At 33.5% G+C, this 25,848-nt stretch carries 26 protein-coding genes; 11 read left to right on the top strand and 15 right to left on the bottom strand.

What is annotated here, in order from left to right:
• The first annotated feature begins 220 nt into the window (after positions 1 to 220).
• Positions 221 to 385, top strand: a complete 165-nt coding sequence (locus RYK20_RS04370) for a hypothetical protein (RefSeq protein WP_314894545.1) — start codon at positions 221 to 223, stop codon at positions 383 to 385.
• 119 nt (positions 386 to 504) lie between these two features.
• Here the strand turns inward: RYK20_RS04370 and RYK20_RS04365 are convergent, their stop codons facing one another.
• The 5 genes from RYK20_RS04365 to RYK20_RS04345 all read right to left on the bottom strand — a co-directional run bounded on the left by RYK20_RS04365 (position 505) and on the right by RYK20_RS04345 (position 4,805).
• Complete coding sequence (locus RYK20_RS04365) at positions 505 to 984, bottom strand: hypothetical protein (RefSeq protein ID WP_311455530.1); 480 nt, start codon at positions 982 to 984, stop codon at positions 505 to 507.
• A gap of 307 nt (positions 985 to 1,291) precedes the next feature.
• Entirely contained in the window at positions 1,292 to 1,792 is a 501-nt protein-coding gene (locus tag RYK20_RS04360) for an Imm26 family immunity protein (RefSeq protein ID WP_314894544.1), read from the bottom strand.
• Between the two features lie 199 nt (positions 1,793 to 1,991).
• On the bottom strand, positions 1,992 to 2,471 hold the full coding sequence (locus RYK20_RS04355) for a hypothetical protein (RefSeq protein WP_314894543.1): 480 nt from the start codon (positions 2,469 to 2,471) through the stop codon (positions 1,992 to 1,994).
• Between the two features lie 118 nt (positions 2,472 to 2,589).
• The gene (locus tag RYK20_RS04350; protein WP_314894542.1) at positions 2,590 to 3,870 is read right to left on the bottom strand and encodes a glycosyl transferase family 1; all 1,281 of its coding nucleotides are present in this window, start codon (positions 3,868 to 3,870) and stop codon (positions 2,590 to 2,592) included.
• 17 nt (positions 3,871 to 3,887) lie between these two features.
• Positions 3,888 to 4,805 carry a UDP-3-O-(3-hydroxymyristoyl)glucosamine N-acyltransferase gene (locus RYK20_RS04345; RefSeq protein WP_314894541.1) on the bottom strand — a complete coding sequence of 306 codons (918 nt, stop codon included), beginning with the start codon at positions 4,803 to 4,805 and terminating at the stop codon, positions 3,888 to 3,890.
• Between the two features lie 213 nt (positions 4,806 to 5,018).
• On the opposite strand from RYK20_RS04345, the gene RYK20_RS04340 reads away from it, so the two are divergent.
• Genes RYK20_RS04340 through RYK20_RS04320 form a run of 5 tightly spaced genes read left to right on the top strand, consistent with a single transcriptional unit; the run spans position 5,019 to position 9,773 of the window.
• Positions 5,019 to 5,738: a hypothetical protein gene (locus RYK20_RS04340; protein ID WP_314894540.1), complete on the top strand. Its 720-nt coding sequence runs from the start codon at positions 5,019 to 5,021 to the stop codon at positions 5,736 to 5,738.
• A gap of 59 nt (positions 5,739 to 5,797) precedes the next feature.
• On the top strand, positions 5,798 to 7,207 hold the full coding sequence (ftsA, locus tag RYK20_RS04335) for a cell division protein FtsA (protein ID WP_314603145.1): 1,410 nt from the start codon (positions 5,798 to 5,800) through the stop codon (positions 7,205 to 7,207).
• A gap of 8 nt (positions 7,208 to 7,215) precedes the next feature.
• Entirely contained in the window at positions 7,216 to 8,064 is an 849-nt protein-coding gene (locus RYK20_RS04330; protein WP_314894539.1) for a mechanosensitive ion channel domain-containing protein, read from the top strand.
• A gap of 22 nt (positions 8,065 to 8,086) precedes the next feature.
• Complete coding sequence (galE, locus tag RYK20_RS04325) at positions 8,087 to 9,109, top strand: UDP-glucose 4-epimerase GalE (protein WP_314894538.1); 1,023 nt, start codon at positions 8,087 to 8,089, stop codon at positions 9,107 to 9,109.
• Between the two features lie 19 nt (positions 9,110 to 9,128).
• Positions 9,129 to 9,773: a rhodanese-like domain-containing protein gene (locus RYK20_RS04320; RefSeq protein ID WP_314894537.1), complete on the top strand. Its 645-nt coding sequence runs from the start codon at positions 9,129 to 9,131 to the stop codon at positions 9,771 to 9,773.
• A 73-nt stretch (positions 9,774 to 9,846) separates the two neighbouring features.
• On the opposite strand, the gene RYK20_RS04315 is transcribed toward RYK20_RS04320, so the two are convergent.
• The 6 genes from RYK20_RS04315 to RYK20_RS04290 are packed head-to-tail and all read right to left on the bottom strand — an operon-like array spanning position 9,847 to position 14,924.
• Entirely contained in the window at positions 9,847 to 10,533 is a 687-nt protein-coding gene (locus tag RYK20_RS04315; RefSeq protein WP_314894536.1) for an RluA family pseudouridine synthase, read from the bottom strand.
• Positions 10,534 to 10,568: 35 nt separating this feature from the next.
• The gene (locus tag RYK20_RS04310; protein WP_311455549.1) at positions 10,569 to 11,594 is read right to left on the bottom strand and encodes an RluA family pseudouridine synthase; all 1,026 of its coding nucleotides are present in this window, start codon (positions 11,592 to 11,594) and stop codon (positions 10,569 to 10,571) included.
• Positions 11,591 to 12,256, bottom strand: a complete 666-nt coding sequence (locus tag RYK20_RS04305; protein ID WP_314894535.1) for a hypothetical protein — start codon at positions 12,254 to 12,256, stop codon at positions 11,591 to 11,593. Before RYK20_RS04305 ends, RYK20_RS04310 begins: the two co-directional genes overlap by 4 nt.
• A gap of 44 nt (positions 12,257 to 12,300) precedes the next feature.
• Positions 12,301 to 12,927: a PASTA domain-containing protein gene (locus tag RYK20_RS04300; RefSeq protein ID WP_297979348.1), complete on the bottom strand. Its 627-nt coding sequence runs from the start codon at positions 12,925 to 12,927 to the stop codon at positions 12,301 to 12,303.
• 27 nt (positions 12,928 to 12,954) lie between these two features.
• A complete protein-coding gene (locus RYK20_RS04295) occupies positions 12,955 to 13,500 on the bottom strand; it encodes a redoxin domain-containing protein (RefSeq protein WP_297979346.1) in 546 nt (181 codons plus the stop codon).
• Between the two features lie 59 nt (positions 13,501 to 13,559).
• Positions 13,560 to 14,924 carry an exonuclease domain-containing protein gene (locus RYK20_RS04290; RefSeq protein WP_314894534.1) on the bottom strand — a complete coding sequence of 455 codons (1,365 nt, stop codon included), beginning with the start codon at positions 14,922 to 14,924 and terminating at the stop codon, positions 13,560 to 13,562.
• 119 nt (positions 14,925 to 15,043) lie between these two features.
• Here RYK20_RS04290 and RYK20_RS04285 point away from each other — a divergent pair, with 119 nt between their 5' ends.
• Positions 15,044 to 16,153 (top strand): adenylate kinase, encoded by a 1,110-nt coding sequence (locus RYK20_RS04285; RefSeq protein ID WP_314603154.1) that lies wholly within the window; start codon positions 15,044 to 15,046, stop codon positions 16,151 to 16,153.
• 51 nt (positions 16,154 to 16,204) lie between these two features.
• Here RYK20_RS04285 and fbp read toward each other — a convergent pair whose 3' ends face one another.
• The 4 genes from fbp to RYK20_RS04265 all read right to left on the bottom strand — a co-directional run bounded on the left by fbp (position 16,205) and on the right by RYK20_RS04265 (position 20,625).
• A complete protein-coding gene (fbp, locus tag RYK20_RS04280) occupies positions 16,205 to 17,215 on the bottom strand; it encodes a class 1 fructose-bisphosphatase (RefSeq protein ID WP_314894533.1) in 1,011 nt (336 codons plus the stop codon).
• 64 nt (positions 17,216 to 17,279) lie between these two features.
• Positions 17,280 to 17,633, bottom strand: a complete 354-nt coding sequence (locus RYK20_RS04275) for a winged helix-turn-helix domain-containing protein (RefSeq protein ID WP_314603155.1) — start codon at positions 17,631 to 17,633, stop codon at positions 17,280 to 17,282.
• A 160-nt stretch (positions 17,634 to 17,793) separates the two neighbouring features.
• On the bottom strand, positions 17,794 to 19,695 hold the full coding sequence (locus tag RYK20_RS04270) for an amidophosphoribosyltransferase (RefSeq protein WP_314894532.1): 1,902 nt from the start codon (positions 19,693 to 19,695) through the stop codon (positions 17,794 to 17,796).
• Between the two features lie 3 nt (positions 19,696 to 19,698).
• Positions 19,699 to 20,625 (bottom strand): PfkB family carbohydrate kinase, encoded by a 927-nt coding sequence (locus RYK20_RS04265; protein WP_297979335.1) that lies wholly within the window; start codon positions 20,623 to 20,625, stop codon positions 19,699 to 19,701.
• A 258-nt stretch (positions 20,626 to 20,883) separates the two neighbouring features.
• On the opposite strand from RYK20_RS04265, the gene RYK20_RS04260 reads away from it, so the two are divergent.
• Genes RYK20_RS04260 through RYK20_RS04245 form a run of 4 tightly spaced genes read left to right on the top strand, consistent with a single transcriptional unit; the run spans position 20,884 to position 25,846 of the window.
• The gene (locus tag RYK20_RS04260) at positions 20,884 to 21,987 is read left to right on the top strand and encodes a formimidoylglutamase (protein WP_314802408.1); all 1,104 of its coding nucleotides are present in this window, start codon (positions 20,884 to 20,886) and stop codon (positions 21,985 to 21,987) included.
• A gap of 48 nt (positions 21,988 to 22,035) precedes the next feature.
• Entirely contained in the window at positions 22,036 to 23,946 is a 1,911-nt protein-coding gene (locus tag RYK20_RS04255) for a putative porin (RefSeq protein ID WP_314894531.1), read from the top strand.
• 35 nt (positions 23,947 to 23,981) lie between these two features.
• Positions 23,982 to 24,668 carry a leucyl/phenylalanyl-tRNA--protein transferase gene (aat, locus tag RYK20_RS04250; protein ID WP_314894530.1) on the top strand — a complete coding sequence of 229 codons (687 nt, stop codon included), beginning with the start codon at positions 23,982 to 23,984 and terminating at the stop codon, positions 24,666 to 24,668.
• Complete coding sequence (locus tag RYK20_RS04245; RefSeq protein ID WP_314894529.1) at positions 24,665 to 25,846, top strand: aspartate aminotransferase family protein; 1,182 nt, start codon at positions 24,665 to 24,667, stop codon at positions 25,844 to 25,846. Before aat ends, RYK20_RS04245 begins: the two co-directional genes overlap by 4 nt.
• Positions 25,847 to 25,848 lie beyond the last annotated feature (2 nt).

The raw sequence follows: 25,848 nt of genomic DNA, 5'->3' as shown, positions 1-25,848 counted from the left end.
ATAAAGTTATAAATTTCTATTATAATAGGTGCGAGCTACAAGCTAGCACCAGCAAAAGCATTTTTAGACTCCAACGGAGCATTCTCAGAGTTATAAATTCCTATTATTATAGGTACGAGCTACAAGCTCGCACTAGCAAAAGCATTTTTAGACTCCAACGAAGCAGTCTCAGACTCCAACGGAGCACTCTAAGACTCCAACGGAGCATTCTCAGACTCTAATGGAGCATTCTCAGACTTTAATGGAGCACTCTCAGACTCCAACGGAGCACTCTAAAACTCCAACGGAGTACTCTAAGACTCCAACGGAGCATTCTCAGACTCCAACGGAGCATTCTCAGACTCCAACGGAGCACTCTAAGACTCCAACGAAGCACTTAAAATAGTATACAAATGAGCTAAAATAGCTTTCAGAATACTAAAAACAGGATATAGACCATTAAAAAACTCCATCAAAGTACTTCTAGAATACTTCAATGGAGTTTGGAAATAGTACAGATGGATTTTAAGATTCTTTGTTGGTGTTTTTAGTTTTTCCTTTGGTAAAGAATTGCTTGAGGTCTTTGTATTTTTTCTCAAAGTTGGGGTCAAGAGTACCTGCTTTGTAGGAAGCATAAGCGTAATCAGTAAGAGCCGCTTGGTAATTATCGTGGTCGTGCATAATCTTAGCATTATAAAGACCGATGCTGATTCTTTCTAATAGGTTAGTAATAGATTCCAAACGCTGGCGAGAAATATAATCCTTATCGAACTCTTCCCAATTGACCTCTGGAGCTTGTAATTCAGCCTGATGCTTGTGATAATCATACACTTTATTAACTAGGAGCTTGTTCTGCTCATTCACTCGACCGTATTTTTGTCTTTCATCAGCAGAAAGATTAACCAAATACTTTTCACATACTTGCTTTAAGGTATTCAAAGCATCTTGTATCCTAGCAAACTCTTCTTCAGTGAAGTGCTGACTGTTGTAATTGGCGAAGGACATATTTTTAAAATTTTATGATTAATGAGCCAAAGGTAAGATTTTATTCCGAAATAGCAAAATATTTTAGATAAAATTTTTCGTAGGCTGATTTGAGAGGTATATTTTTCTCTGATAGTACGAGTATCTAGTTTGTGATTTATCTTATTGATATGTGAAATAATACTACCTCAATTAATAAAAGTTGTATTGCTACATATAATAGAACTATGAGTTCTTGTTATAGTAGGTATGAGTCACAAAATGACTTCAGTAGTAAAAATATTCCTTGTTATACTGAGGACTTAGCGAGAGATTTGATATGTTACTATTACCTATATTTTTCAGGGAGAGGGAATATTTTTTCAACATCAGGATAGGTTTCAAAATAATTACTCAACCATAATTCAAAGCTCTTGTAATTATCAAAGAATCCATATACATATCCCTTTTTTAGTAGTGATATATAGTATTCAACAGGAACTATATATGGATTTCCATCTCTCATAATTCTTGAAGATTCTATAAAGTGTTCTTTATTATACGAAAGGAATATAGCTAGGTCTGGAAAGCTAATATTTTCCTTCTCTAAATCAATATACTCTATCAATTTCCATATTTTCTTCGTGATAGCAGTTTCTTTTCCAGATTTATACATTTTGAACCCCTCTGATAGAAGTTTATTTAGGTCTGTTGTAGCTTCATCAGAATAGTAATTAAAAAATCCAAAATGGCATTCTCCTATCCAGCAAACATAAATATATTTATTATTAGGTAGCGTAATCTGATACACATTTCCATATTTCTTGGAATTCTTTTTCTCTTTATTCATAGATTTCAATTGTATTTTTTTGCTGTATTGAGTACTTTGATTATGATTTATCTCTTTCAGAGATAGAATATAGTACTTTATACTATTCACAGATTCTGTTTTGTACCTTACCAGCTTCGTTTAGTACTTCTCAGAAGAGGTTTTGTTAGACTTCTAAGGATAAATGAAGCTGAAAACATCGCTAATAGATTGATTTTGGTTATAATAAAGATGCTATATATAGATTTTTTGCTGTTTCTTTTCCTTTTATGATACCTAAGAGTTCGTCTTTTTGTTCTTTATACCTTATATGATTACATTGATAGAGGAAAAAATAAGGAATTTTATTCTTATGACCGTACAAATCGAATAAATTTAGGCATTCTTCTTCTGTAAAATCCTCAGCGTAGCTTGTATGAAGGAAATATCTTCTCCAAAAATGTAATTCAATGTCTTTAGGATACTTTTTTATTCCTGAATCTAATACTTTTAGGAATTCATTTCCTCCTTTTTTCACCCAATAATCGGGTATATTGTTAGGAATTACAAATTCGTACCATTCAAAAGCAAAGCTCCAGTATAAAAAACTCAGATTGATATAATAATCAGGGAGAGCATCATCATTTCTGATAAGCATTTCATAAGCCTCAACAGCCTTTATATAGTCTTTTCTTATATCATAGATAATTGCCACTTGCATATATTCATTCTGATTATTTGTGGAATACTTGTATTTATCATTTTATCATTGATAGATTGAACCCGAACTTGTTTTAGAACCCTAAAGGTCTTGTGATAACCTTGAGAGCCTTTGTTTTTTATCCTAGAATGATTTTGCTAAGCTTTTGAGTGAGTGCTTTTCTATGATAGGACTCTATGGAAACGGGTTGAGAGTGTAGTTTATTATCCTTGTAAAGGGTGTAGTAATGGTTGATAGCTTGCTTGATAGCGTTCGCATCAGTTACCGATAGCGTCGTACCTGTTTGGGTTTGTGAGATAATATCCTTAACATCCCACTGTTGGAATCCGAGAGCAAGGATAGGTCTCTGAGAAGCCATATATTCAAAGAGTTTGCCGGGGATAATACCTTCTGTCTTCGGGTGATTTATCTCCAAGAGGAGGAGCAGCTGAGAGGTATGCTGTAGCGTAAGGGCTTCAGTATGTGATAGGTATCCTTTATATTCCAAAAAGGAAGAGAGCCCATACTTATCAATAGAGGCAAACACTTCTTCACTTACTTTACCCGCCAGGCAGATACGTAAGTCCTTCCTGAAGTCAGTATTCTCTTGTATCATCTCTCCTAATACCTTCCAGAGGGTTTCTGGATTCCTTTCGGAGAGTAACGAACCTATATGAGAGAGTAAAAAAGAGGGAGAAAGGGGTATTTTTTCGGTAAAAGTATCATCATAACCATTGGTGATGAGTACAATAGGCTTTTGGGTCTTTGCTTGAAACTCTCTCTGGGTGCTAGGACTGGTTACGATGAGTGTATCGGCAGTTTGTAGTACTTTTCGTTCTAAAGAAAGATGTTTCCGAGCAGATTTGGCAGTAAGTAATAGCTGTGAATGGTAGCCAATATTAGTCCAAGGGTCACGAAAATCGGCTATCCACCGTAGGGAGGGGAATTTTTCTTTTAGGTGAAGCCCTATTAGGTGTATGCTATGGGGCGGAGCGGTGGTGATAATGGTATCTATGTTATGGGCAGTTATATAATCAGCTAGGAACCTCACTGAAGGGCGTACCCACAGGATACGAGCGTCAGGAATAAAGAGGTTTCCTCGTACCCAAAGCAGACATTTGTCCATCCAAGAGAGTTTTTTGGAAGGGATAATGCCTGCGCTTATTTTTTTTGTTTTTTCTTTGGAGAAAAGAGAGGCTAAGGAGTAGGGTTCCCATATTTTTGTCTTTAGTAAGGTCAGGTCCTGAGGTAAATCATCGGCTATATGGGTATCTACCATAGGGTAGGTAGGATTTAGAGGCGTATATATGATGGGTTCTACGCCAAAGTTGCGCAAATACTTAACAAACTTTAGCCAACGCTGTACGCCAGGTCCTCCCGCAGGAGCCCAATAGTAGGTGATTACAAGTGCTTTCTTCATCTCCTTTGGGCTATCTGCTAGTGTTTTTCATAAAGATTTCTTACAGAAGCGAGTTCTTTATATTTTTTACGCGCCTCTTCAGCAGGAGAACCGAAATAGGTCTGGTTGCCTTCCAAGGATTTAGTTACACCGCTCTGTGCGAGGATAACAGCTTTTTCGCCTATGGTAACTCCACTAGTAATTCCCACTTGTCCCCACAGAGTAACTCTGTCTTCTATCACTACACAGCCAGCAATACCTACTTGAGAAGCTATAAGGCACTCTTCTCCCACTATAGTATCGTGCCCAATATGTACGTGATTATCAATTTTGGTACCTCGCTTGATAGTAGTGTCACCTGTTACGCCTCGGTCTATAGTGCAGAGAGCTCCGAGGTCTACATTGTCTTCTATTACTACACGACCTCCAGATAGGAGCTTGTCGAAGCCTTCTGGGCGTTTCTTATAATAGAAAGCATCAGCACCGAGAGTAGTGCCAGAGTGAATAGTTACATTATCACCGATTACACAATGATCATAGATAGAAACATTAGCGTGAATGAGACAATTCTTTCCTATAACCACGTGATTACCTACAAAAGCTCCTGGTTGGATAATCGTATTTTCACCAATTTTGGCAGTAGGAGCTATTAGGGAGGTTGCTCGCTCAAAAGGCTTGAAGAAAAGAGTCAGTTTGTTAAAATCACGGAAAGGATCCTCAGATAGAAGAAGAGCTTTTCCTTCTGGGCAGGTTACTTTTTTATTGATTAAAATAGTAGTAGCCTTGGATTGTAGGGCTTTGTCATAATATTTGGGGTGATCAACAAAAACAATGTCTCCTCTTTCTACTACGTGAATCTCATTCATTCCTAGAATGGGGAAATCCTTGTCACCTACGAAATCACAACCTATAATAGTAGCTATTTGTTCTAGAGTGTAAGTATGTGGAAATTTCATTGTACTATAATATTGAGATAATTCAATGCAAAAGTAGTGAAAATGAAAAATACAAAATAGTAAAATTTTCATAAAAAAACAAGTTTTAAATTGTTAATAAAAATGGGGTAAATCACTATCTCTTGCAACTAAATATTATTATTTTTGCCATAGAATTTTATAGATAATTTTCTGATGAATAATAAATGGAATAATATTTCTAAATTACTGAAAATGAGCTGTATCATAGGACTTCCTATTATATTGCAATCTTTCGCTACTCATCGAAATAATATCCGTAAGGTTCAGAGAATTGAGATATTTCGTGTAGAGAACCCAACTATACAATATATTACAAATGATGCTATTGAGAGCTTATTATTTGCAACAAAAAATGCAGAAGAACACTCCTTTAAGGAATTGAAAATAAGCTTATTGGAAAAGCAATTGAATGCTAGCCCAATGGTAGAAAAAGCTGATATTTATCTTACAATTGATGGGATTCTTAAGATTATTGTAAAGCAACGAGAACCTATAGCAAGAGTATATGCTAATAATCAGTTCTATTATATGGATATGCAAGGAGATAGAATGCCTCTTTCCAATGCTTATTCAGCTAGAGTGCCTATAGTTAGGGGAGTTACAGAAACTGTTTGGCAGGATGCTTATCATATTCTTAAGTATATATATACAGATCAATTTCTAAAAGAGAATATCGTGGAAATTATCTCAGAAAAAGGAACTTTCTCAGCAAGAATGAGAGATACTGATTTTCTGGTATATATAGGAAATAGTGATAATATTCATATGAAATTCAATAACTTAAAATCTTTTTATAAAAAAGCTTCTAAGGATCATTTCCTAGATAAATATGCACAGATTAACCTTCAATATACCAATCAGGTAGTTTGTGTAAAGGCTAATAATACGGATTTAGAAGAAAATATTAATTAATTATTAATAAAACATAAAACAACATAAATATAAGAAAATCGTAAAATAAAATTTTAGAGATGAAAATGGAAACTCAAATGAATCAGAAGAAATATTTTGTAGGAATTGATATCGGAACGACAAAAATCGTAGCTGTAGTAGGAGCAGAAAATCAGTTCGGGAAACTAGAAATCTTAGGCTATGGAAAAGCTAAGAGTCAGGGAATTTCTCGAGGGATGGTTGATAATATATTAACAACTACTAAAGCCATTCAGCAAGCCGTTACACAAGCGCAAGCTAAAGCTGGAATCACTATTACAGAGGCTTATGTAGGAATTGCAGGGTCTCATATTAATAGTGATGAAGTATCAGATTATCTTACCCGAAAGAATCCTGACCAAATGATTACTATGGAGGATATGGAGATGCTTTCTTCTCGCATCAGGGGAATGAAAAATATGTTCCCAGGGCAAGAAATTATTCATATTATACCTCAAAAGTATAAGGTAGATAATCAGGATGATATCCGTGAGCCTATAGGAATGGTAGGGGCACGGCTAGAAGGGCTCTTTCATATTGTAACAGGGCAAGTAACTCCTATTAAAAATATCCATACATGTATTGCTAATGCAAATATAAAACTAAAAGGATTAACATTAGAACCTATAGCTTCTGCAGCATCAGTATTGACAGATGAAGAAAAGGAATTAGGAGTTGCCTTGGTAGATATAGGAGGTGGGACAACTGATTTGGCTATTTTTAAAGGAGGATATATTCGTTATACAGCAGTTATTCCTTTTGGAGGGAATGTTATCAATAAGGATATTGTAGCAGGATGTGATGTTTCTGAAAAACACGCTGAATCATTAAAAATTAAGTTTGGTTCTGCTTGGCCCCAAAGTACAAAAGAAAATGAGGTGATTAATATCCAGAGATTCAAAGATAGACCTCCAATGCAAATCCAAGTAACTACGCTAGCTAATATTATCAAATGTCGTATGATAGAGATTATAGAAGCTATCTTTAATGAAATAAATAATTATGGTTATAATGATCCTCGTAAAAAACTTATTGCAGGGATCGTCCTTACAGGAGGAGGAAGCGAGCTAAAGGACTTGAGACAATTGGTTGAATATGTAACAGGTATTACCACAAGCATTGGTTTGCCCAATAAGCACCTAGCTAATAATACTCCTAAAGAGCTTGAATCACCTATTTATGCAACTTCAATAGGACTTCTTTTGAATGCTATAGAGAATGAACGTGCTGAAGAACAACGTATGGGGTTTGCTCAATCCCGTGAAGAAGCTTCCGTAGAAGAAACTTCACAAGAACTTCCTGTAACCGATGTGAAGATAGAAAAGGAAATAGAACCTAGCCCAATTCAAGCTACTGAGGAAGAGAAACCTGAGGAGAATAAGGCTGAAGGTAAAACCTTTATAAAATCTATATCAGAGAAAATTACAGATTTCTTTAGAACAATGAATTAAGTGTAATTATGGAACAGAATATTTCATCATCTTTTTCGGAAGTAAGTCTTTTATCAACTAAGTTTGTTGATAAGATTATTTCTTTTTTACCAAATCTTATAGGAGCTATAATACTTTTATTTGTAGGGATATGGCTGTGTAGGTTTATCAGGAAGTTTGTAAAACGCTTAATGATTAATAGGGAAGTAGATGTTACGATTCAGAATTTTGTTAATGAATTATTACGTTGGCTTCTTTATATAGTTCTTTTCTTGACAGTTATACAGAAAGTAGGTGTGCCAGTATCTTCCTTTTTAGGAGCTTTAGCAGCAGCAGGAGTTGCTATTGGTCTCGCACTACAGGGGTCTCTTTCTAATTTTGCAGGGGGGATTATGTTGTTAATTTTGAAGCCGTTTAAGGTAGGTGATACAATTGAAACAAAAGGACAAATAGGCTCAGTAGAACGTATAGGAACTTTCTATACTACATTAATTAAGTTTGGGAATGAGAAAGTAATGATTCCTAATGGTCCTTTGTTTTCGGATAGTATTATCAACTACTCTCAAAATAATAAACGTCGAGATAAGATTATGGTAGGAATAGGGTATGGCTCAGATATTAAGAAAGCAAAGGAAATTCTATATTCCTTAGCAAAAGAATGCCCTACTGTACTTCAGGAGCCAGCACCTATTGTATATGTAGAGGAGTTAGCAGATAGTTCCGTTAATTTATCTCTAAGAATATGGTCAAATACAGAAAAATATTGGGATACTCGTTTTTATTTGATGGAAAATATAAAAATAAAATTTGATCAAGAAAATATTGAAATTCCTTTTCCACAAAGGGATATCCATATTACTTATACAGATAAAAATTAGACAAACAAAATTATAGAAAAATATGCCAACTATTTTAGTAACTGGAGGTTTAGGATTTATAGGTTCTCATACAGTTGTTGAATTACAACAAGCTGGTTATGAGTTGATTATTATTGATAATTTATCAAATTCTTCTATAGAAGTGCTAGATAGAATTAGTAAAATTACAGGTAAAAAGCCTGCTTTTGAGCAAATAGATCTTAGAGAGAAAGGTAAAGTACAAGATTTCTTTCAGCGTTACACCTCTATAGAAGGAGTTATCCATTTTGCAGCTTCTAAAGCAGTCGGAGAGAGTGTTGAAAAGCCTTTATTATATTATGAAAATAATATAGCTTCTCTTATTTATATTCTCCAAGAACTTCAGAAAAAAGAAAAAGTCTCTTTTATATTTAGTTCCTCTTGTACAGTATATGGTCAAGCTGATGAACTACCTGTTTCTGAGAATGCTCCTTTTAAGCAAGCCGAATCCCCCTATGGTAATACTAAGCAAATAAACGAAGAAATAATTCGAGATACTTGTCATATATCTGCCAATATTAAAGCTATTTCATTAAGGTATTTTAATCCTATTGGAGCTCATTCTTCAGCCCTTATAGGGGAATTGCCTAATGGTGTTCCTCAGAACCTAGTTCCTTATATCACTCAGACAGCTATAGGCTTACGTGAATCACTTTCTGTATATGGAAATGATTACCCAACACCTGATGGTACTTGTATCCGTGATTATATTCACGTGGTAGATTTAGCTAAAGCACATATAGCTGCTCTTGAAAGACTTCTTAAAGAAAATAATGAGTCTAACTATGAAGTTTTTAATATAGGTACAGGAAAAGGTTCTTCTGTATTAGAAGTAATTAAGGCTTTTGAAAAGGTAACAGGGCAAGCTCTTCCATACAAAATAGTAGGAAGAAGGGCTGGAGACGTAGTTTCGGCTTATGCAAATACTTATAAAGCTAATAAAGAACTTCTATGGAAAGCAGAACTGACCTTGGAGGACGCACTTCTATCAGCTTGGAATTGGGAAAAGAAATTAAGAGGGAAATAATCTTTAAATAATATTAGAAATGAGAATAATAAACTTATTTTGTATTTTTTTTATATTACTAGGAACAACAATAGTAAAAGCACAAGAAAAATCATTGGCAACACTTATTAATGAGAAAGATGTTTTTCTTGTAGATGTTCGAACTCCAGAAGAATTTGCTAAAGGAAGTGTGGCTAATGCGGTAAATATTCCCTTAAATAAAATAGAAATAGAGAAAGGACAATTCCAAGGAAAAACAAATATTATTTTATTCTGTAGAGCGGGTAGAAGAGCCGAACAAGCAAAAAAAATACTAGCCAAGTATAATATAGAGGCAGTAAATGGAGGTACTTATCAAGAAGTTGCTGCTTTACAGAAAAAAAATCTACTAGATCAACTTACTTTTCGTTCAGATGAACAAACAGTTACTATTATAAAGAGAGCTGAAGGAATTAAGCAAGTAGCTGTGGCTCTAGGAAAAGGAGCAGTCCTCAAAAAACATACAACCAATGAACCCGCTATCCTTGTTGTAATTAAAGGAAAATTGCGTTTTCTTATTAATAATCAGGAAATTCTTTTGAATACATTTGATACTTATGATATCCCAGTGGATGTGGAACACGAAGTAATAGGTGTAGAAGAAGAAAATGTATTTATACTAACCAAAACAAAATACTTCAAATAGAATTCTGTTACAAGCCAAATATTTTGTTCTACATATTAGAGTTTTTTAATCTCTTTTATGTAGAACTATTTTTTTAGAAAATTTTTTCAAAAGAACTGGGTAGGGGAGCCGTAAGTGTAATTTTTTCTTTTTTTACAGGATGAATAAATTCTAAAGAATGAGCGTGTAGGCAGATGCTTCCATCAGGATTACTGCGTTTGGCTCCATACTTTAAGTCTCCTTTCAGGGGACATCCCAAGTGGGCAAATTGGCTACGAATTTGGTGATGTCTTCCTGTAAGTAGTGTAATTTCTACTAATAGATAATGGTCAAGTTCCTTAAGTATTTTATAACTAAGAACTGCTTTTTGTGAATCGGGACACTCTTGAGGATATGCATAAGATTTATTTTGTTTTGTATTGCGAACAAGCCAATGTGTAAGGGTTCCTTCTTTAGGAATAATTTTTTTCTTTTCTATTAAAGCCCAATATCGTTTTTGGACGGCATCTTTATTAGCAAAAGAAGCATTTAATCTAGGAAGCGCTTTAGATGTCTTGGCAAAAAGAACGACCCCTGTAGTAGGTCTATCTAAGCGGTGAACTACTCCCAGATAGGCTTCTCCTGTTTTATTATATTTTCTGATAAGATATTGTTTAATGATTTCACTCAAGGGAATATCTCCAGTTTTGTCACCTTGGACAATATCCCCTGCTCGCTTATTAATAGCAATGAGATGATTATCCTCATAGAGAACTTGTAAATTTTCAACAGAAGTTTTCATTTACTTATTTAGTTTTTTTACGGGAATTATATCTATTATAGACGATTTTGTATATAAATCCGCCATTTTTCTATGCATTCTACCATATCTTCAGGAAGAGAACTATCAAATCGAAGAAATTCACCTGTGGAGGGTTTCTCTACTCCTAATGTTTTGGCGTGTAGTGCTTGCCTAGGAAGTATTTTAAAGCAATTTTCTACAAATTGTTTGTATTTGGCAGAAGAAGTTCCTTTTAATATCCTATCACCTCCATACCGTTCATCATTGAAAAGAGGATGTCCTATAGAGGTAAAATGAGCTCGTATTTGGTGAGTTCTTCCTGTTTCTAGTCTACAAGAAATAAGAGTTACATAATCAAATCTTTCAAGTACCTTGAAGTGTGTAATAGCCTCCTTTCCTTGACTTCCATCAGGGAAGACAGCCATTTGTAGTCTATTTTTGGGATGCCTTCCTATATTTCCAATGATAGTTCCCTCATCATCAGTTATATTTCCCCAAACCAGAGCTATATATTCCCGTTCGCTAGTTTTGTTGAAAAATTGTTTGGAGAGATGATTCATTGCATATTCTGTTTTGGCAATGACCAGAAGCCCACTCGTATCTTTATCTATTCTATGTACCAATCCAGGACGTTGTGAACTATTCTGGGGCAGATGCTCGAAATGATAAATAAGTCCATTAATAAGAGTGCCTTGATAATTTCCGTGACCAGGATGTACTACCAATCCTGCAGGTTTGTTAATAATAATAAGTTCTTCATCTTCATAAACAATATTCAAAGGAATAGGTTCTGGAACAAGTAGATACTCGTGAGGAGGGTGAGAAAACATTACTTTAACCTCATCATTAGCTTTTACTCTATGATTAGGTTTTACAGCAATCCCATTGACAAATATATTACCTTCTTTTGCAGCTTGTTGGACTTTATTACGAGAGGCATTCTCAATAAAATTCATTAAGAATTTATCTACTCGTAATGGTTCTTGTCCTTTCCCAGCCTTGAAGCTATAGTGTTCGTATAATTCATCATCAGTGGAGAAGTCTTCTTCTATTTCTTTCATTCGGCGTAATTAAAAGATAAATTATCTAAAGATTCTTCAATAAAAAGATTTTTCCAACGTTTCCTTTTCTCAAAATACTCCTCTAGAATTTTGTGATTGTCCTCAGAGAGTGCATTAGAGGAAAATTCATCCATAATATCCTTTTGATATTTAAATTTTTCCTTAGGAGAAGGTTCTTTATATGAAATTATATCTTTTTTATTAGGAATATCAATAGATTTACACATAAAGTTGGCTTCTTTTGTATCTCCGATAAGATAAATTTGGAAAAAAGCATCATTTCGCTTTTCTTGGAGATTTCCTAAAAAGAAATTCATAAAGAATATACGCTTTTTAGTAATTTTTCGCTCTCCAAATTTCATTTCTCTTTCTCCAAAAAACAAACTAATTTGTTTTTCCTTATTATCTTTAGGAATATTTTTTAATAATTCGTTGTAAATTTCTTCGAAAAGAGTTGTTTTTTCTTTGTCAGCTATTATAGGCGAAGTTGCCATCTGTTCAAAATTCTTAGTACAAAAAGCATATACAAAATCAGTGAGAACGTTCTCTCTATAAGCCCAATGTTTTTCTCCTTCTACATATAATTTGTATTTTTTCTGAGAGAAAGAAGTGAAAATAATTCCTATAAAAAAGAGAGAAAAGAGTATCTTTCTTGATTTCATAAATTGAGTTTGTTAAAAGTACTTACAAATTGGTTTCCAATAATTTAGAAATCAATCTGATTTTCTTGTGAATTATCTTCAGTTGTACTTGTTGGGAAATTTATTTCAGGATTATTGGGATCAAATCCGTTACCACATTCCAAATCTACAATAGATTTCTTGATAAGTAAGTCTCCTGGTTTTACTTCTTTTCCTTTGTAAAACATTCTAAGAACGACGTCTTTTCCAATATTATTCACATAAGTTACCTTCCCTACAGAAAGCCCTACAGACTTTAAGGTAGCATCAGCACTTCTGTAAGTAAGCTGGATAACTCTAGGTATTGTAACTTTTGGGTAGTTAGATGGATTTAAAGTAAGGTATATTTTTCTATTTTTCTTAACCTTTTCATTGGCTTCAGGACTCTGGCTGATAACGGCATATTTGGGAATTTTATCATTATAGTTAGCAGAATCAACTACTTCAAACCGAAGGTGATTATCCTCTAGGATTTTCTCAACTTCACTCAAGGGTTTAGAAGATAAATCAGGGACAATTACAAACTCATTATGGCGAGTCCAGCTATCCAGAGATATAAGAGCTATATATATTAGTGTACATACAAGCAAAATAGCTAAGAGAACTTGAAGCCCCCAAAAACGAATATCCTTATTTTGTAATATCTTTTTCATTATGATTATATTTGTATTTTTTGATTTTTATAAAAGAGAATCTAATAGAGTACGTACTTTGTCACTATTCCAACGAGTATTTCCAAAGCCTTGTGCGATAACTTTATTATTCTGGTCAATAATGTAACCAGAAGGTATTTTTTCAGGGTCAAAAGGCATTTTTACTTCTTGAATAAGATAAGTTACCTTAAAGGTAAATTTTCTATCTTTCTGTTTTTGTTCTACAGGCTCAGGAAGTTCATTGGTAATGATATAGAAATCTACTTTTTGAGAATAGTCATCATATAGCTTTTGGATTCCTATGAGGTCTGCGATACTCATAGCTCTCCAAGAAGAAAAGAAATAGACAAACTTTACTTTTCCATTGGAGCGAGAAAAAGAAAATTCCTTATTATTTCTATCCTTGAGAGTCCAGTCTGGATCTATCAAATATTGTTCCTCAGAAGGAAGTATTATTGCTTGAGAAGAGAAAATTCTTTGCAATAATATTTTTGATTCATATCCTAAATTAGTTGTGAAAAAAGAGAGGATAAAAGCAAAGATTACTAAATTAAAGACAGTTCGTCTCTTCATAGTTTTATGATAATTTTGAGTGGCAAAGGTACAAAAAAAATATTATAGCAACTAATATATTAGTCTTTTATTGCAATTTGTCTTGCTAAAGAGTGTTTTCTCAGTGAATATTCTACAAGATATCTATTGTTGAATGTGTGCTCAATGGGTTGGATAATATTATGTAAGAATCGGCTTTCAAGTTGGTGGTTTAATTGGACAAATCCATATCCTTTGATACACCCTCTTTCGATAAAAATGATACTTTTTTCTTCTAAAGAACGCCCTTTATCAAGGATTACAAAAGTTCTCTCTCGAAGAGTATATTGTTCAAGAGCCTTTTCTACTCGGATATTATATTCTTCGGGAGCTTCATCGCTCATACAGGCTCCATTACATTTGCCTATTGAGTGATTAAAGCAATAAGTCTTAGCCTGTGAAAAACCATTAATTTTAGTGCAAAGAGTATATTCTTCAGTTATTCTGAAAAGGAAATTTAGTCCTTCTTCTTTCGTTCTGAAAATAGCAAGTATCTCTTGTGAAGGTGTCGCTAATTCTATGGAAAGAGCTGTATATCCTTTTGAGGTAGTTTTTGCTATTAAGGTGTAAGGAAACTCTTTTTCTTTTTTAGTTTTATTAAGTAGAGGGGTATTTACAGAGAGTTCTTGTTTTTCTTTTAAGGAAGCTATAAGTTCTGTTCCAGTGAGTTCGTACATTACCTTACTTACATTCTTTTGTATGTAAATATCTCTTCTACGGGAAGATGTAAAATGTTCATTTACAGATTTGTATATATTTTTTCCCTTTGATAAAAAGATGATATTACCTTCTTTGTTGTAAATATAGTATATTCCTAATTCATTAGGTAATGTATCCAAAATGGATAACAAATGAAAGGAGATAGAATTGTTTATATTTTGCTTAACATATTTTGTCAGGGCAGTTTTTTCAATATCTTTAGTAATTAATAATTTGAACAAATGTAAAGTAGCCAAAGCATCACCATTAGCTCTATGCCTGTCTGTTAGAGGAATTCCTAATGAGTGGGCTAGCTTTCCTAAACTATATGATTTTTGTGAAGGAAGTAATCTTTGTGACATTTCTACAGTACAGATTGTATTTCTTTGAAAATCAAATCCTAATCTGCGAAATTCCAAGCGAAGCATCCTATAATCAAATGAAGCATTATGAGCTACAAGAACACAATTCTCTGTAATCTCTACAATACGCTTAGCTACTTCATAGAACTTAGGAGCATTACGCACCATTTTATCAGATATTCCTGTTAGTTTTTGGACAAATGTATCTATTTTTCTCTCAGGGTTAATCAAGGAAATGAAGCGATCAGTTACAGAAATACCATCAAATCTATAAATAGCAATTTCAGTAATGGATTCTTCATTGAGTTTTCCTCCCGTAGTTTCGATATCTAGGATAGCGTACAAAATATTTTATTTAGCACTGCAAAGATAGAATATTTTTGTATTTCTTCAAAAGAAAAAGTATGAAAAACTTTTTCAATTTGAAAAAAAATATTAACTTTGTAGCTTCAAAAATTCGTTTTATGCTAATCAAGATACATAACAAAGAGTTTCGTCCATACATCTCAGCAGAGAAAATAGCCATAGAAGTGGAGAGACTAACAAAAGAGATAGCTGAACAAATGAAAGGGAAAATTCCTCTTTTTGTTTCTATTCTCAATGGGTCTTTTATGTTTGCTTCTGATTTTATTCGAGCATATAAAGGGGATTGTCAGGTATCATTTGTAAGATTTTCTTCTTATGAAGGCTTGCAAACTACACATAAGGTTAAGCAACTTTTTGGGCTTCCTTTTGATATTGAAGGAAGAGATGTTGTGGTACTAGAAGATATCGTGGATACAGGGAATACTTTAGAGGAAATTTATGCTTTTTTTGAAGATAAAAAAGTAGCTTCTTTGCGTATTGTAACTCTATTTTTTAAGCCAGAAGCTTATAAAAAGAATTTAGAAGTGCATAACATAGGTTTCTCTATACCCAATCGATTTATTGTAGGTTATGGATTAGATTATGACGAATTAGGTAGAAATCTTCCGGAAATATATCAATTAAATATAGAAAATATGAAAAATTTGGTTTTATTTGGAAAACCAGGAGCAGGGAAAGGTACACAGGCGGCTTTCTTGAAAGAAAAATATGGTCTTATCCATATTTCTACAGGAGATTTATTCAGAAAGCATAAACAAGAAAATACAGAATTGGGGAAATTGGCTCAATCCTATATGGATAATGGAGGATTGGTTCCTGATGAAGTAACTATCAAGATGCTCCAAGAAGAAATAGAGAAAAATCCTAATGCTCAGGGATTTATTTTTGATGGTTTTCCTAGAACCATAGCTCAAGCAGAAGCCTTAGACCAGTTTTTAGCTTCTAAAAATATGAATATTAGTGGCACTTTAGCACTTGATGCTGAGGATGAAATATTAATATCAAGGCTTATAGAAAGAGGAAAGGTCAGTGGTCGTACAGATGATATGGATGAAAATAAAATTCGATTCCGTTTTGAAGAATACAATAACAAAACGGCTCCTCTTATAGAGTTTTATAAAAAGCAAGGGAAGTATCATTCTATAAATGGTATAGGCTCTATAGAAGAAATTACAGAAAGACTTTCCAAAGTAATAGATATTTTATAGTAAATAAAAAAATACCCATTATTAATAAAATAATGGGTATTTTTTATTTAGTTATTGGGCTTCTCTCATAAATTTTTCAATAGTATCTACCATATCACGACTTCCACAGAAGAAAGGTATGCGCTGATGTAATTCAGAAGGCTCTATTTCTAAAATTCTTTCAAATCCATTGGAAGCTTTTCCTCCCGCTTGTTCTGTTAGGAAAGCCATTGGATTACACTCATATAATAGTCGCAATTTTCCGTTAGGAGATTGTGAAGTCGAAGGATACATATATACTCCTCCTTTTATCATATTTCTGTGAAAATCAGCAACTAAGGAACCTATATACCTAGAAGTGTAAGGGCGATCTCCTTGTTCTTCTTGACAGTATTTTATATAATTCTTAATTCCTTGAGGGAATTTAATATAATTCCCTTCATTAATAGAATATATTTTCCCTTTCTGTGGGAATTTAATATTAGGATGTGAAAGGTAATAGCTTCCTAAAGAGGGATCTAAGGTAAATCCATTTACTCCATTTCCTGTTGTATATACAAGCATTGTTGAGGAACCATATACTATATATCCTGCAGCTACTTGATTAACTCCTTTTTGTAGGAAGTCTTCTAGCTGAACGGGGGTTCCTGCAGGGGTAATTCGTCTATAAATAGAAAAGATAGTACCTACAGAGACATTCACATCAATATTAGAAGAGCCATCTAAGGGATCAATTAAAACAACATATTTGCTTAGTTCAGAATTGGCTCCACTTTTGATTTCTATGAAGCTATCATTTTCCTCAGAGGCAATACCACAAACTACTTCTCGTTGAGAAAGTGATTTGATGAAAGTTTCATTAGCAATAACATCTAATTTCTGTTGTTCCTCTCCTTGCACATTCTGGTTTCCAGCTTCACCCAATATGTTGGCTATTCCAGCTTTATTGATGGATCTATTTACCATTTTAGAGGCAATTTGAATACAACTTATCAGCCGTGAGAACTCTCCTGAAGAGTACTTGAAATCACGCTGTTTTTCAATAATGAACTCACCCAAGGTGGGCAGACTTTTTTCTTCCATATCAGTATTTTTCTTTTATTGTTATGCAAATTTACAATTTTTTTTGCATATATACAATAACTTTTTATATATCTTTCCAACCAGTGAAACAATTATTATTGTTATCCTTATCATATTGTTTCAGAGAGTTATCTATATCTTTGAAATATTGGAGTATTTTTCTTCCTTCTTCAGTAAGGATGCTATGTCCACCAGCTTTTCCTCCGGCTTCTTTGGCTACAATTTCAAATGACGAATGGGTATTCATTTCTTGTATCATTCCCCAAGCACGGCGATAAGGAATATCTAGTTTTTTTGCTGCTTCTGAGATAGAACCTAATAAGTCAATTTGTTCCAATAAAGAGGCTTTTATAGCTCCAATTTCTAATCCTGATTCTGTCTCTATCCAAATATTTCCTTTAATTTTCAGATTTTCCATATTTTTATCTTTTTGATTTACCTCTTGTGGTTATCTGTTATTAATTATATTAAGTCAAAGTACATAAAAACTAATATTATCTTGGGATATAGCTTGAATAAGTAATGTTATAAATACTCAATATATCATAATTATTCTAGTAGTTTATTATAATTGAATTTTAATAAGCTCTTTGTTTATTTCCTTCATAGAAGTTGATAAAAGCTTGGTTTACCACTCTATTTCCTCCAGGAGTAGGATAATTACCTGTGAAATACCAATCACCTAAGTTTTTAGGGCAGGCTTTATGTAAATTCTCCACGCTCTGGAAGATAATATCTAAGTCACATTGCATCGCCTCAGGACGTAACAATTCGGTAATTTTTTGAGAGATTTCTTCATCAGTAAAAGGGGCGTAAAGTTCTTTTACATAATTAACAATTTCTTCATCAGGCTTTGATTTCTGTAGGAGACATTTTTTATAAATATCCTCTATGATTCCATAGGTTCCTCTTTGTTTATGTAACTCAAGGGTTGCTTCAAAAGCAATAAGATCCTCCAATCTAGCCATGTCTATTCCATAACAATCAGGATAACGAATTTGAGGAGCAGAAGAAAGCACAGTGATTTTCTTAGGTTCTAACCGATTAAGAATATTGAGAATACTTTTCTTAAGAGTTGTTCCCCTAACAATACTATCATCAATAATGACTAGATTATCTTTATTTTTCCGAACAGATCCGTAAGTAATATCATACACGTGAGCTACCATATCTTCTCTGCCAGCATCTTCTGTAATGAAAGTCCGAAGCTTAACGTCTTTTATAGCGACTTTTTCAATACGAGGTCGGATAGAAAGAATTCGTGTAAGTTCTTCCTCAGTAAGAGATTTCTTAGAATGAAGAATAAGTTGTTTTTTCTCCTCGTTAAGATTCTCTGAAACAGCTTCTATAAGCCCATAGAAAGAAGTTTCTGCTGTATTGGGGATATAAGAAAAAACGGTGTTATCAAGGTCATTATCAATTGATTTAAGTACTTTTGGTAATAGTAAAGCACCTAATTTTTTTCTTTCCAGATAAATTTCCTGATCACTTCCACGAGAGAAGTATATTCGCTCAAAAGAACAGGCTTTCCTTTCCAGAACAGGTAATATTTGCTCTATAAAACTGCTTCCATTTTTTTTAATTATAATAGCAGCTCCGGGAGGAATCTCTTGTATGGATTCAAAATTAACATTGAAAGCAGTCTGAATAACAGCTCTTTCAGAAGCTACTACAACTATCTCATCATCTTTGTAATAATAAGCAGGACGAATACCTGCAGGATCACGTATTACAAACGCATCTCCGTGCCCTATAATTCCAGCCATAGCATAACCTCCATCCCATCGGGAAGCTGCTTTTTTGAGAATTTTGATCACGTCTAGCTGTTCCATTATCAGTGGAGAAGCTTCTTTTTTACTTATTCCATTTTGTTTGAGTCTTCGGTAGCATTCCTCCACTTCCATATCCAAGAAATGCCCAATACGTTCCATAATGGTAATAGTATCTGATTTTGCTATAGGGTGCTGTCCTAATTCTACTAATCTATTAAATAGTTCAGTAACATTAGTCATATTAAAGTTCCCAGCTAAGATTAGATTTCGGTAAATCCAATTATTTTCCCTCAAGAAAGGGTGTACATTTTCTATACTATTTTTCCCAAAAGTACCATAACGAACGTGTCCTAAATATACTTCTCCCAAATATGGAATAAGACGTTTTAGTTCTGGTATATTATTTTTGATTTCAGGAGATGCTTTTAATATATCATTGATATGTGAGGTTATTTGCTTAAAAATATCCTGAATAGATTGGGTATCATTTGAGCGAACTCTGTTAATATAGCGTTCTCCAGCCTCCATATCCAACTTTATATTGGCAATTCCAGCTCCATCTTGTCCTCTGTTATGTTGTTTTTCCATTAACAGATACATTTTATGGATACCATAGAAAGCGGATCCATATTTTTCCTTATAATACTCTAAAGGCTTGAGAAGTCTTAGAAGAGCAATTCCACATTCGTGTTTTATAGCATCACTCATTTTCTAAACAATATTAATATCAAATTGGGTTAATTCTTTTAAGCAGAAAAGACGACGAAGTACTTCTTCTTTGCTTACTGTAAGTAATCGTTCAGTTCCTATATTTTCTACACAGAAAGAAGCTAAGGTCGTGGCATATGCAAGTGCATTTTTCATATTTTCAAAAGAAGTATCTCCTGTTTTAGCTATATATCCTATGAATCCTCCTGCAAAAGTATCACCTGCTCCTGTGGGGTCACATACATCTATTAAGGGTAAGGCAGGTGTAAAGAAACACTTATCCTGATGGAAGAGCATAGCTCCATATTCTCCCCTTTTTATAATTATATAAGAAACACCTTTATCTTGGAGTGTTTTTGCCATTTTAATAAGGCTTCTTTCTTTGGTAAGGCATTGGGCTTCTTCTTCATTTATACAAAGAACATCTATTTTAGAGATTACTTGTTCTAGTAGTTCAGAACTGTGTTCTATCCAATAGTTCATTGTATCCAATAATATTAGCTTGGGATTTTCAAGCTGTTCCAAGACCTGTAGCTGAGTTTTGGGGCTTAAGTTTCCTAAGAGGATGAAGGAAGCATCTCTAAAATTAAGGGGTAATATTGGTGTATAATCTCTCAATACATTTTCTTTCGTCTCAAGTGTTTCCCTTTCGTTCATATTGGTCTTATAACGACCGCTCCAGAAGAAAGTATCTTCTCCTTTTACAATTTCTACTCCAGAGATATCTATTTCACGATCTACAAAAACTTGCATAAAAGAAGAAGGATAATCCTCTCCTACAACCGATACTAATGTTTGTTCCACATCAAATATAGATGTAGCCAAGGCACTATAAGACGCTGCTCCTCCCATAGTTTTTTCTATTTTTGTAAAAGGAGTCTCAATGGTGTCAAAGGCTAAAGAACCTACAGTCAATACCTTATTATTCATACTTTAGTTTAGTCTTGAAAAGAAAGGTACAAAGGTACAATTTTTTTTGATACTCCAAAGAAAAATACTTTATAAATTTCTATTATGTAGAATGTAAAGATTTCTGATTTATTGACTTAAAAACCAATAAAAAAATACCAAATAAAAAATAAGACTCACAAAATTTACTAATTTTATTGTAGGATAGACATAAATATGTATCTTTGCACGACTCTAAAAAATAAATTTTAGAGATATAATAATGTCATATTTTTTAAGATGTTAGATTTCTTATATCCTATAGAAGATTATTTTATAAATAAAAGCTATTTTCCACAAACAATAGGAGGAAAAATACTCAAGCATACAAGAAAAGAAGGAATTCCTTCTCTAGATGGTGTTCAAATAGCTTTTTTTTCTTTATATAATAGCGAGAATATACTAAAAAATTCATTCAGGGAGTATTTTTATTCTCTTTACTTAGGGAATTGGGGTGTTTCATTGGCAGATTTAGGTAATATTCCAGAAGGAATCACTCAAGAAGATACTTTTTTAGCTATTAAGGAGACTTCATTATATCTATTAAAAAGAGGAATAATACCTGTATTAATAGGAGGAAATCAGGATAATACCTATGCTTTGTATCGTGCTTTTGACCATTTGGAACAGCTTGTGAATATTGCTTCAGTAAGTGCTTTTTTTGATTTTGGTGATGATACTGAAATCTTTTCTGAGCAGAGCTATGTGAGCCGTATACTGATGGAACCGCCAACAAATTTGCAACATTTTACTAATATAGGTTATCAAACGTACTATAATCCACAAGAATCAAAGGATTTACTACAAAAAATGTACTTTGAGAGCTATCGTTTAGGGGAAATTACTCAATATATGGAGCAAGTAGAGCCTATTCTGAGAAATATAGATATTATGAGCCTAAATATGACATCTATTCAGGCTTCTGATATAGACGAACCAGAGGGATTAGTCAATGGATTCACAGGAAGAGAAATATGTACTATAAGTAGGTATGCGGGATTGAGCTCTCAGCTCTCGGTTTTGGGAATATCTAATATTCCCAATACAGTAAGAGGAAGAATGCTACTAGGAGAAATATTATGGTACTTTATAGAAGGAGTTAATTTCAGAATAAAAGAATTTCCTACTATAAATGATACAAACTATACAAAACATATAGTTCTTCTGGAAGATTTCACAATAGAATTTTATAAAAGTAATCGTACGGGTCGCTGGTGGATACTTCCTAATGAAGATTCCTTAGGTACTTCTATGCTTCCTTGTACAGAGAAAGATTATTTAAGAGCTTGTGAAGGAATTATTCCTGAACGCTGGTGGAACTTGTATCAGAAAACATTGCTTTAGTGTAATTTTATTAAAATAAGAAATTAAATGTATAAAAAACTATTCTTTTTGCTAATTATATTATATTCTATAGGTGTTTTTGCACAAGATAGTATTAGATTTAAGTCAATAAGACCTAAAATAAAGCAGAAAGATAGTATAGAATTGTCATCTCGTGATTACAAACTTATTTCTGTCTTCAGAGATACAATTTCTATAGATACAACTCTTACTGTAAAGGCTATGTATAAGCAAAATCCTCTTAGAAAGGATCTCTTTGCTTATCTTCCATTCCAGAATATGGGGCAGACTTATACTTCACTGGCTTATGATTATAGAAAAAATGGAATTACTCCAAATTTTGGAATGAGAGGGAATAGTTTCTATTTTACAGAAGCTCTTGATGTTCCTTATTATAGACTTCCGACTCCGATGTCAGAGTTTTCTTTTAAGTCAGGAATTTCACAAGGACAGATGTTACAATCTTTCTTTTCAGCCAACCTAACTCCTGAAATTAATTTTTTTGTTCGTTATAATGCCTTACGTTCATTAGGAGATTATAAGAATATTCTCTCTTCAGTAGGGAATTTTTTTATAGGAGGTTCCTATTTTTCTAAGAATAAAAAATACTTGCTGATGACTCATTATGCCAATCAGGACGTTAGTAGGCAAGAGAATGGAGGGTTATTATATCCTGAACAGTTTTCGCAAGGAGAACAGCAGTTTCGTAACCGTGCAAGGCTTGATATAGCTCTTTCGGATGTTACTTCTGCTCAGATAACAAAGCATTATTTCTTACAGCATCAGTATAATTTTTTACGTTCTTCAGGAGAAATAAACTCGGAAGTCCTTCTAAAGCACCAAATGCTTTATGAAACAAAAAATTACTATTATGACCAGTCAGCTGTAGCGACAAATAATTTTTTTGGGGAAAGTTTCACACTAAGGAACCTTCACGATAAGCATTCTTTACAAACTTTTACCAATAGGATAGGAGCAGAGCTTTCTTTGCCGTACTTAGGAAAGACATATCTTTATGGGAAGTCTTATTTTTATAATTATTTTGCAAAAGGTATCTTTATAGATACTTCGGGAAACCTCATACCTCACCAAATTAAAGGAACAGATTATGGCTTAGGGGGGCATTGGCAAAAATATTATAAAGGATTCTCTATCGACGCACAAGCGGAACAAATGATTTTAGGAAAATTATTAGGTACAGAATTCAAAGGGAGTTTGTCCTATGATTTTGATGAAAAAAACACTCTTTCAGCAGGTGTGAATCTAACTTCTAAAGTGCCTAATTTCAACTTTTTACTTTATCAAAGTGATTATAAAAATTATAATTGGTATCATCTGGATGATTTTTCCAAGGAGAATATACAATCTTTATTCGCAAGTGCAAAAACGCAATGGGGAAAACTTTCATTAGATATCACTAATATCAATAATTACACTTATTTTAAGCTAGTTTCTACTAATAATAGAGAAAGAGGGCTATCACAGCCTTCTCAATATGCTGGAAATATACAATATCTTAAAATAGTAGGTGAAAAAGAATTACATTTTGGTAAATGGAGCCTAGATAATACTCTTATGTATCAGCAGGTACTACAGAATAGCGACAATATATTCAATGTGCCTTCTTTTACCACACGTAATACTTTGTATTTTAGTTCATATTTGTTTAAAAAGGCAATGTATTTACAGACAGGCTTATCTTTTAGGTATTTTACACGTTATTATGCCAATCAGTATAATCCTTTGATCGCTGATTTTGAAGTTCAATCAAGAGAAAAAATAGGAAATTATTCTATTACAGATTTCTTTCTTAATGCAAAAGTGCGAACAATGAGGATTTTCTTTACGGTGGAACATCTGGAGGCACTTTTAGGTAATAATAATTATTATGTAGCCCCTTCACAACCCTACAGAGATTGGAAAATCCGGTTGGGTATTATTTGGTATTTTTTCAAGTAATGTAAAGAATTTTTTGTTATGTAACCAATATTTTAATGTATATACTAACCCAAAATCTTTTTTTTCCTCCTGTCGAGCAAGCTGATAAAACAGGTATTCTCGCAATTGGGGGAGATTTGTCTGTTCCAAGGCTTATTTTAGCTTATAAGAGTGGAATATTCCCTTGGTTTAATAAAGAAGAACCTATTCTTTGGTGGGCTCCTAGTAAGAGAATGGTGGTATTTCCTAAGGATTACAAAGTGAATAAAACGATGAGAAATATTCTTAATAGGCATATGTTCTCTGTAACTTTTAATCAAAATTTTTTGGAGGTAATTACCTCTTGTAAAGATATTTTTAGGAAAGATCAGCAAGGCACTTGGATAAGTGATAGTATTATAGAGTCTTATACAAAATTATATGAATTGGGGTTGGCTCGTTCTGTAGAAGTATGGAAAGACCAACAACTGGTAGGAGGGCTTTATGGAGTGGATTTAGGAAATGGAATCTTTTGTGGAGAGAGTATGTTTTCGAAAGAATCTAATGCTAGTAAAGTAGCTTTCATAAGCCTAGTAAAGGAACTTAAGGATAAAAATTATTTACTATTGGACTGTCAAGTATATAATGATCACCTACATAATCTAGGAGCTTTTGAAATTCCTAGAGCAGAATATATGAAAATCCTATTACAAGGAAATATTCTCCTTAGAATAAAGAAAATGAAACAATCAGAACAAAAATGAAAGAAGAATTTTTACAATATCAAGCACCTACTTCATTATATCCATTAGGATTGGAAGTAGAAAGGGCAGAAGGATCTTATATTTATGATACTCAAGGAAAGGCTTATTTGGATTTTGTTGCAGGAGTATCTGCTTGTACTCTAGGACATTGTCATCCTAAGGTGGTAAAAGCTATTCAAGAGCAAGTTAGTAAGTATATGCACGTAATGGTATATGGAGAATATGCTCAAGCTCCAGCTGTGGAATTTTGTAAATTATTAGCGGAGAATCTTCCTGATCCATTGGAAACTACATATCTTGTAAATTCAGGAACAGAAGCAATAGAAGGGAGCATTAAGCTAGCAAAACGAGCAACAGGACGTTCTCAGATTATAGCGGCTCGAAAGGCTTATCACGGAAATACACAAGGCTCCTTGAGTATTATGGATTATGAGCTTCGTAAACAACCTTTTCGTCCTCTCTTACCAGATGTAGCCTGGATAGAGTTCAATAATGAGAAAGAAATAGAGAAAATCACGACTAAAACAGCGGGCGTTGTTCTTGAAACTATCCAAGGAGGAGCTGGTTTTATCACTCCAGAGAATGACTATTTGTTAAAAGTAAAGAAACGTTGTGAAGAAGTAGGAGCATTATTGATTTTGGACGAAATACAACCTGGTTTTGGTAGAACAGGAAAGTTATTTGGCTTTGAAAATTATAATGTAGTTCCTGATATTTTAGCTATAGGAAAAGGAATGGCAAGTGGCTTACCTTGTGGAGCTTTTGTAGCTTCATATGATTTGATGCACTTACTTGCTGATAATCCCAAGATGTCTCACATTACTACCTTTGGAGGAAATCCTGTGGTGGCGGCTGCTTCTTTAGCAACATTGAAGGAATTATTACATACAAATTTGATACAGGAAACTCTTGAAAAAGAGCAACTTTTCAGGAAACTTTTACAGCATCCTAAAATAAAATCCATTAATGGTAAAGGATTAATGCTTGCTGTAATTGTAGAAGATATAGACTTGGCTAATCACATTATTTTATATGCACATCAGCGAGGTTTTATATTCTTTTGGTTGTTATTTGAGCTTCGTGCAGTGAGAATTTCTCCACCTCTTACTATATCGGAGGAGGAAATAGAGAAAGGTTGTGCTATAATCTTAGAAGCAATTGAAAATTATAAAGGATAAAG

The sequence above is a fragment of the uncultured Capnocytophaga sp. genome (assembly GCF_963525585.1).
Taxonomy (GTDB): domain Bacteria; phylum Bacteroidota; class Bacteroidia; order Flavobacteriales; family Flavobacteriaceae; genus Capnocytophaga.
Note: the sequence above shows the minus strand (reverse complement) of the source record. Positions and strands in the feature narration are given on the sequence as shown.

What these genes read in the sequence shown, in the direction of transcription:
- RYK20_RS04355 (WP_314894543.1), bottom strand. Translation starts at nt 2,471, where the DNA reads ATGCAAGTGGCAATTATCTATGATATAAGAAAAGACTATATAAAGGCT.
- RYK20_RS04340 (WP_314894540.1), top strand. Translation starts at nt 5,019, where the DNA reads ATGAGCTGTATCATAGGACTTCCTATTATATTGCAATCTTTCGCTACT.
- RYK20_RS04295 (WP_297979346.1), bottom strand. Translation starts at nt 13,500, where the DNA reads ATGAAGAGACGAACTGTCTTTAATTTAGTAATCTTTGCTTTTATCCTC.
- RYK20_RS04365 (WP_311455530.1), bottom strand. Translation starts at nt 984, where the DNA reads ATGTCCTTCGCCAATTACAACAGTCAGCACTTCACTGAAGAAGAGTTT.
- RYK20_RS04245 (WP_314894529.1), top strand. Translation starts at nt 24,665, where the DNA reads ATGAAAGAAGAATTTTTACAATATCAAGCACCTACTTCATTATATCCA.
- galE (WP_314894538.1), top strand. Translation starts at nt 8,087, where the DNA reads ATGCCAACTATTTTAGTAACTGGAGGTTTAGGATTTATAGGTTCTCAT.
- RYK20_RS04285 (WP_314603154.1), top strand. Translation starts at nt 15,044, where the DNA reads ATGCTAATCAAGATACATAACAAAGAGTTTCGTCCATACATCTCAGCA.
- RYK20_RS04300 (WP_297979348.1), bottom strand. Translation starts at nt 12,927, where the DNA reads ATGAAAAAGATATTACAAAATAAGGATATTCGTTTTTGGGGGCTTCAA.
- ftsA (WP_314603145.1), top strand. Translation starts at nt 5,798, where the DNA reads ATGAAAATGGAAACTCAAATGAATCAGAAGAAATATTTTGTAGGAATT.
- RYK20_RS04275 (WP_314603155.1), bottom strand. Translation starts at nt 17,633, where the DNA reads ATGGAAAATCTGAAAATTAAAGGAAATATTTGGATAGAGACAGAATCA.
- RYK20_RS04265 (WP_297979335.1), bottom strand. Translation starts at nt 20,625, where the DNA reads ATGAATAATAAGGTATTGACTGTAGGTTCTTTAGCCTTTGACACCATT.
- RYK20_RS04350 (WP_314894542.1), bottom strand. Translation starts at nt 3,870, where the DNA reads ATGAAGAAAGCACTTGTAATCACCTACTATTGGGCTCCTGCGGGAGGA.
- RYK20_RS04330 (WP_314894539.1), top strand. Translation starts at nt 7,216, where the DNA reads ATGGAACAGAATATTTCATCATCTTTTTCGGAAGTAAGTCTTTTATCA.
- RYK20_RS04360 (WP_314894544.1), bottom strand. Translation starts at nt 1,792, where the DNA reads ATGAATAAAGAGAAAAAGAATTCCAAGAAATATGGAAATGTGTATCAG.
- RYK20_RS04315 (WP_314894536.1), bottom strand. Translation starts at nt 10,533, where the DNA reads ATGAAAACTTCTGTTGAAAATTTACAAGTTCTCTATGAGGATAATCAT.
- aat (WP_314894530.1), top strand. Translation starts at nt 23,982, where the DNA reads ATGTATATACTAACCCAAAATCTTTTTTTTCCTCCTGTCGAGCAAGCT.
- RYK20_RS04370 (WP_314894545.1), top strand. Translation starts at nt 221, where the DNA reads ATGGAGCATTCTCAGACTTTAATGGAGCACTCTCAGACTCCAACGGAG.
- fbp (WP_314894533.1), bottom strand. Translation starts at nt 17,215, where the DNA reads ATGGAAGAAAAAAGTCTGCCCACCTTGGGTGAGTTCATTATTGAAAAA.
- RYK20_RS04305 (WP_314894535.1), bottom strand. Translation starts at nt 12,256, where the DNA reads ATGAAATCAAGAAAGATACTCTTTTCTCTCTTTTTTATAGGAATTATT.
- RYK20_RS04310 (WP_311455549.1), bottom strand. Translation starts at nt 11,594, where the DNA reads ATGAAAGAAATAGAAGAAGACTTCTCCACTGATGATGAATTATACGAA.
- RYK20_RS04320 (WP_314894537.1), top strand. Translation starts at nt 9,129, where the DNA reads ATGAGAATAATAAACTTATTTTGTATTTTTTTTATATTACTAGGAACA.
- RYK20_RS04260 (WP_314802408.1), top strand. Translation starts at nt 20,884, where the DNA reads ATGTTAGATTTCTTATATCCTATAGAAGATTATTTTATAAATAAAAGC.
- RYK20_RS04345 (WP_314894541.1), bottom strand. Translation starts at nt 4,805, where the DNA reads ATGAAATTTCCACATACTTACACTCTAGAACAAATAGCTACTATTATA.
- RYK20_RS04270 (WP_314894532.1), bottom strand. Translation starts at nt 19,695, where the DNA reads ATGAGTGATGCTATAAAACACGAATGTGGAATTGCTCTTCTAAGACTT.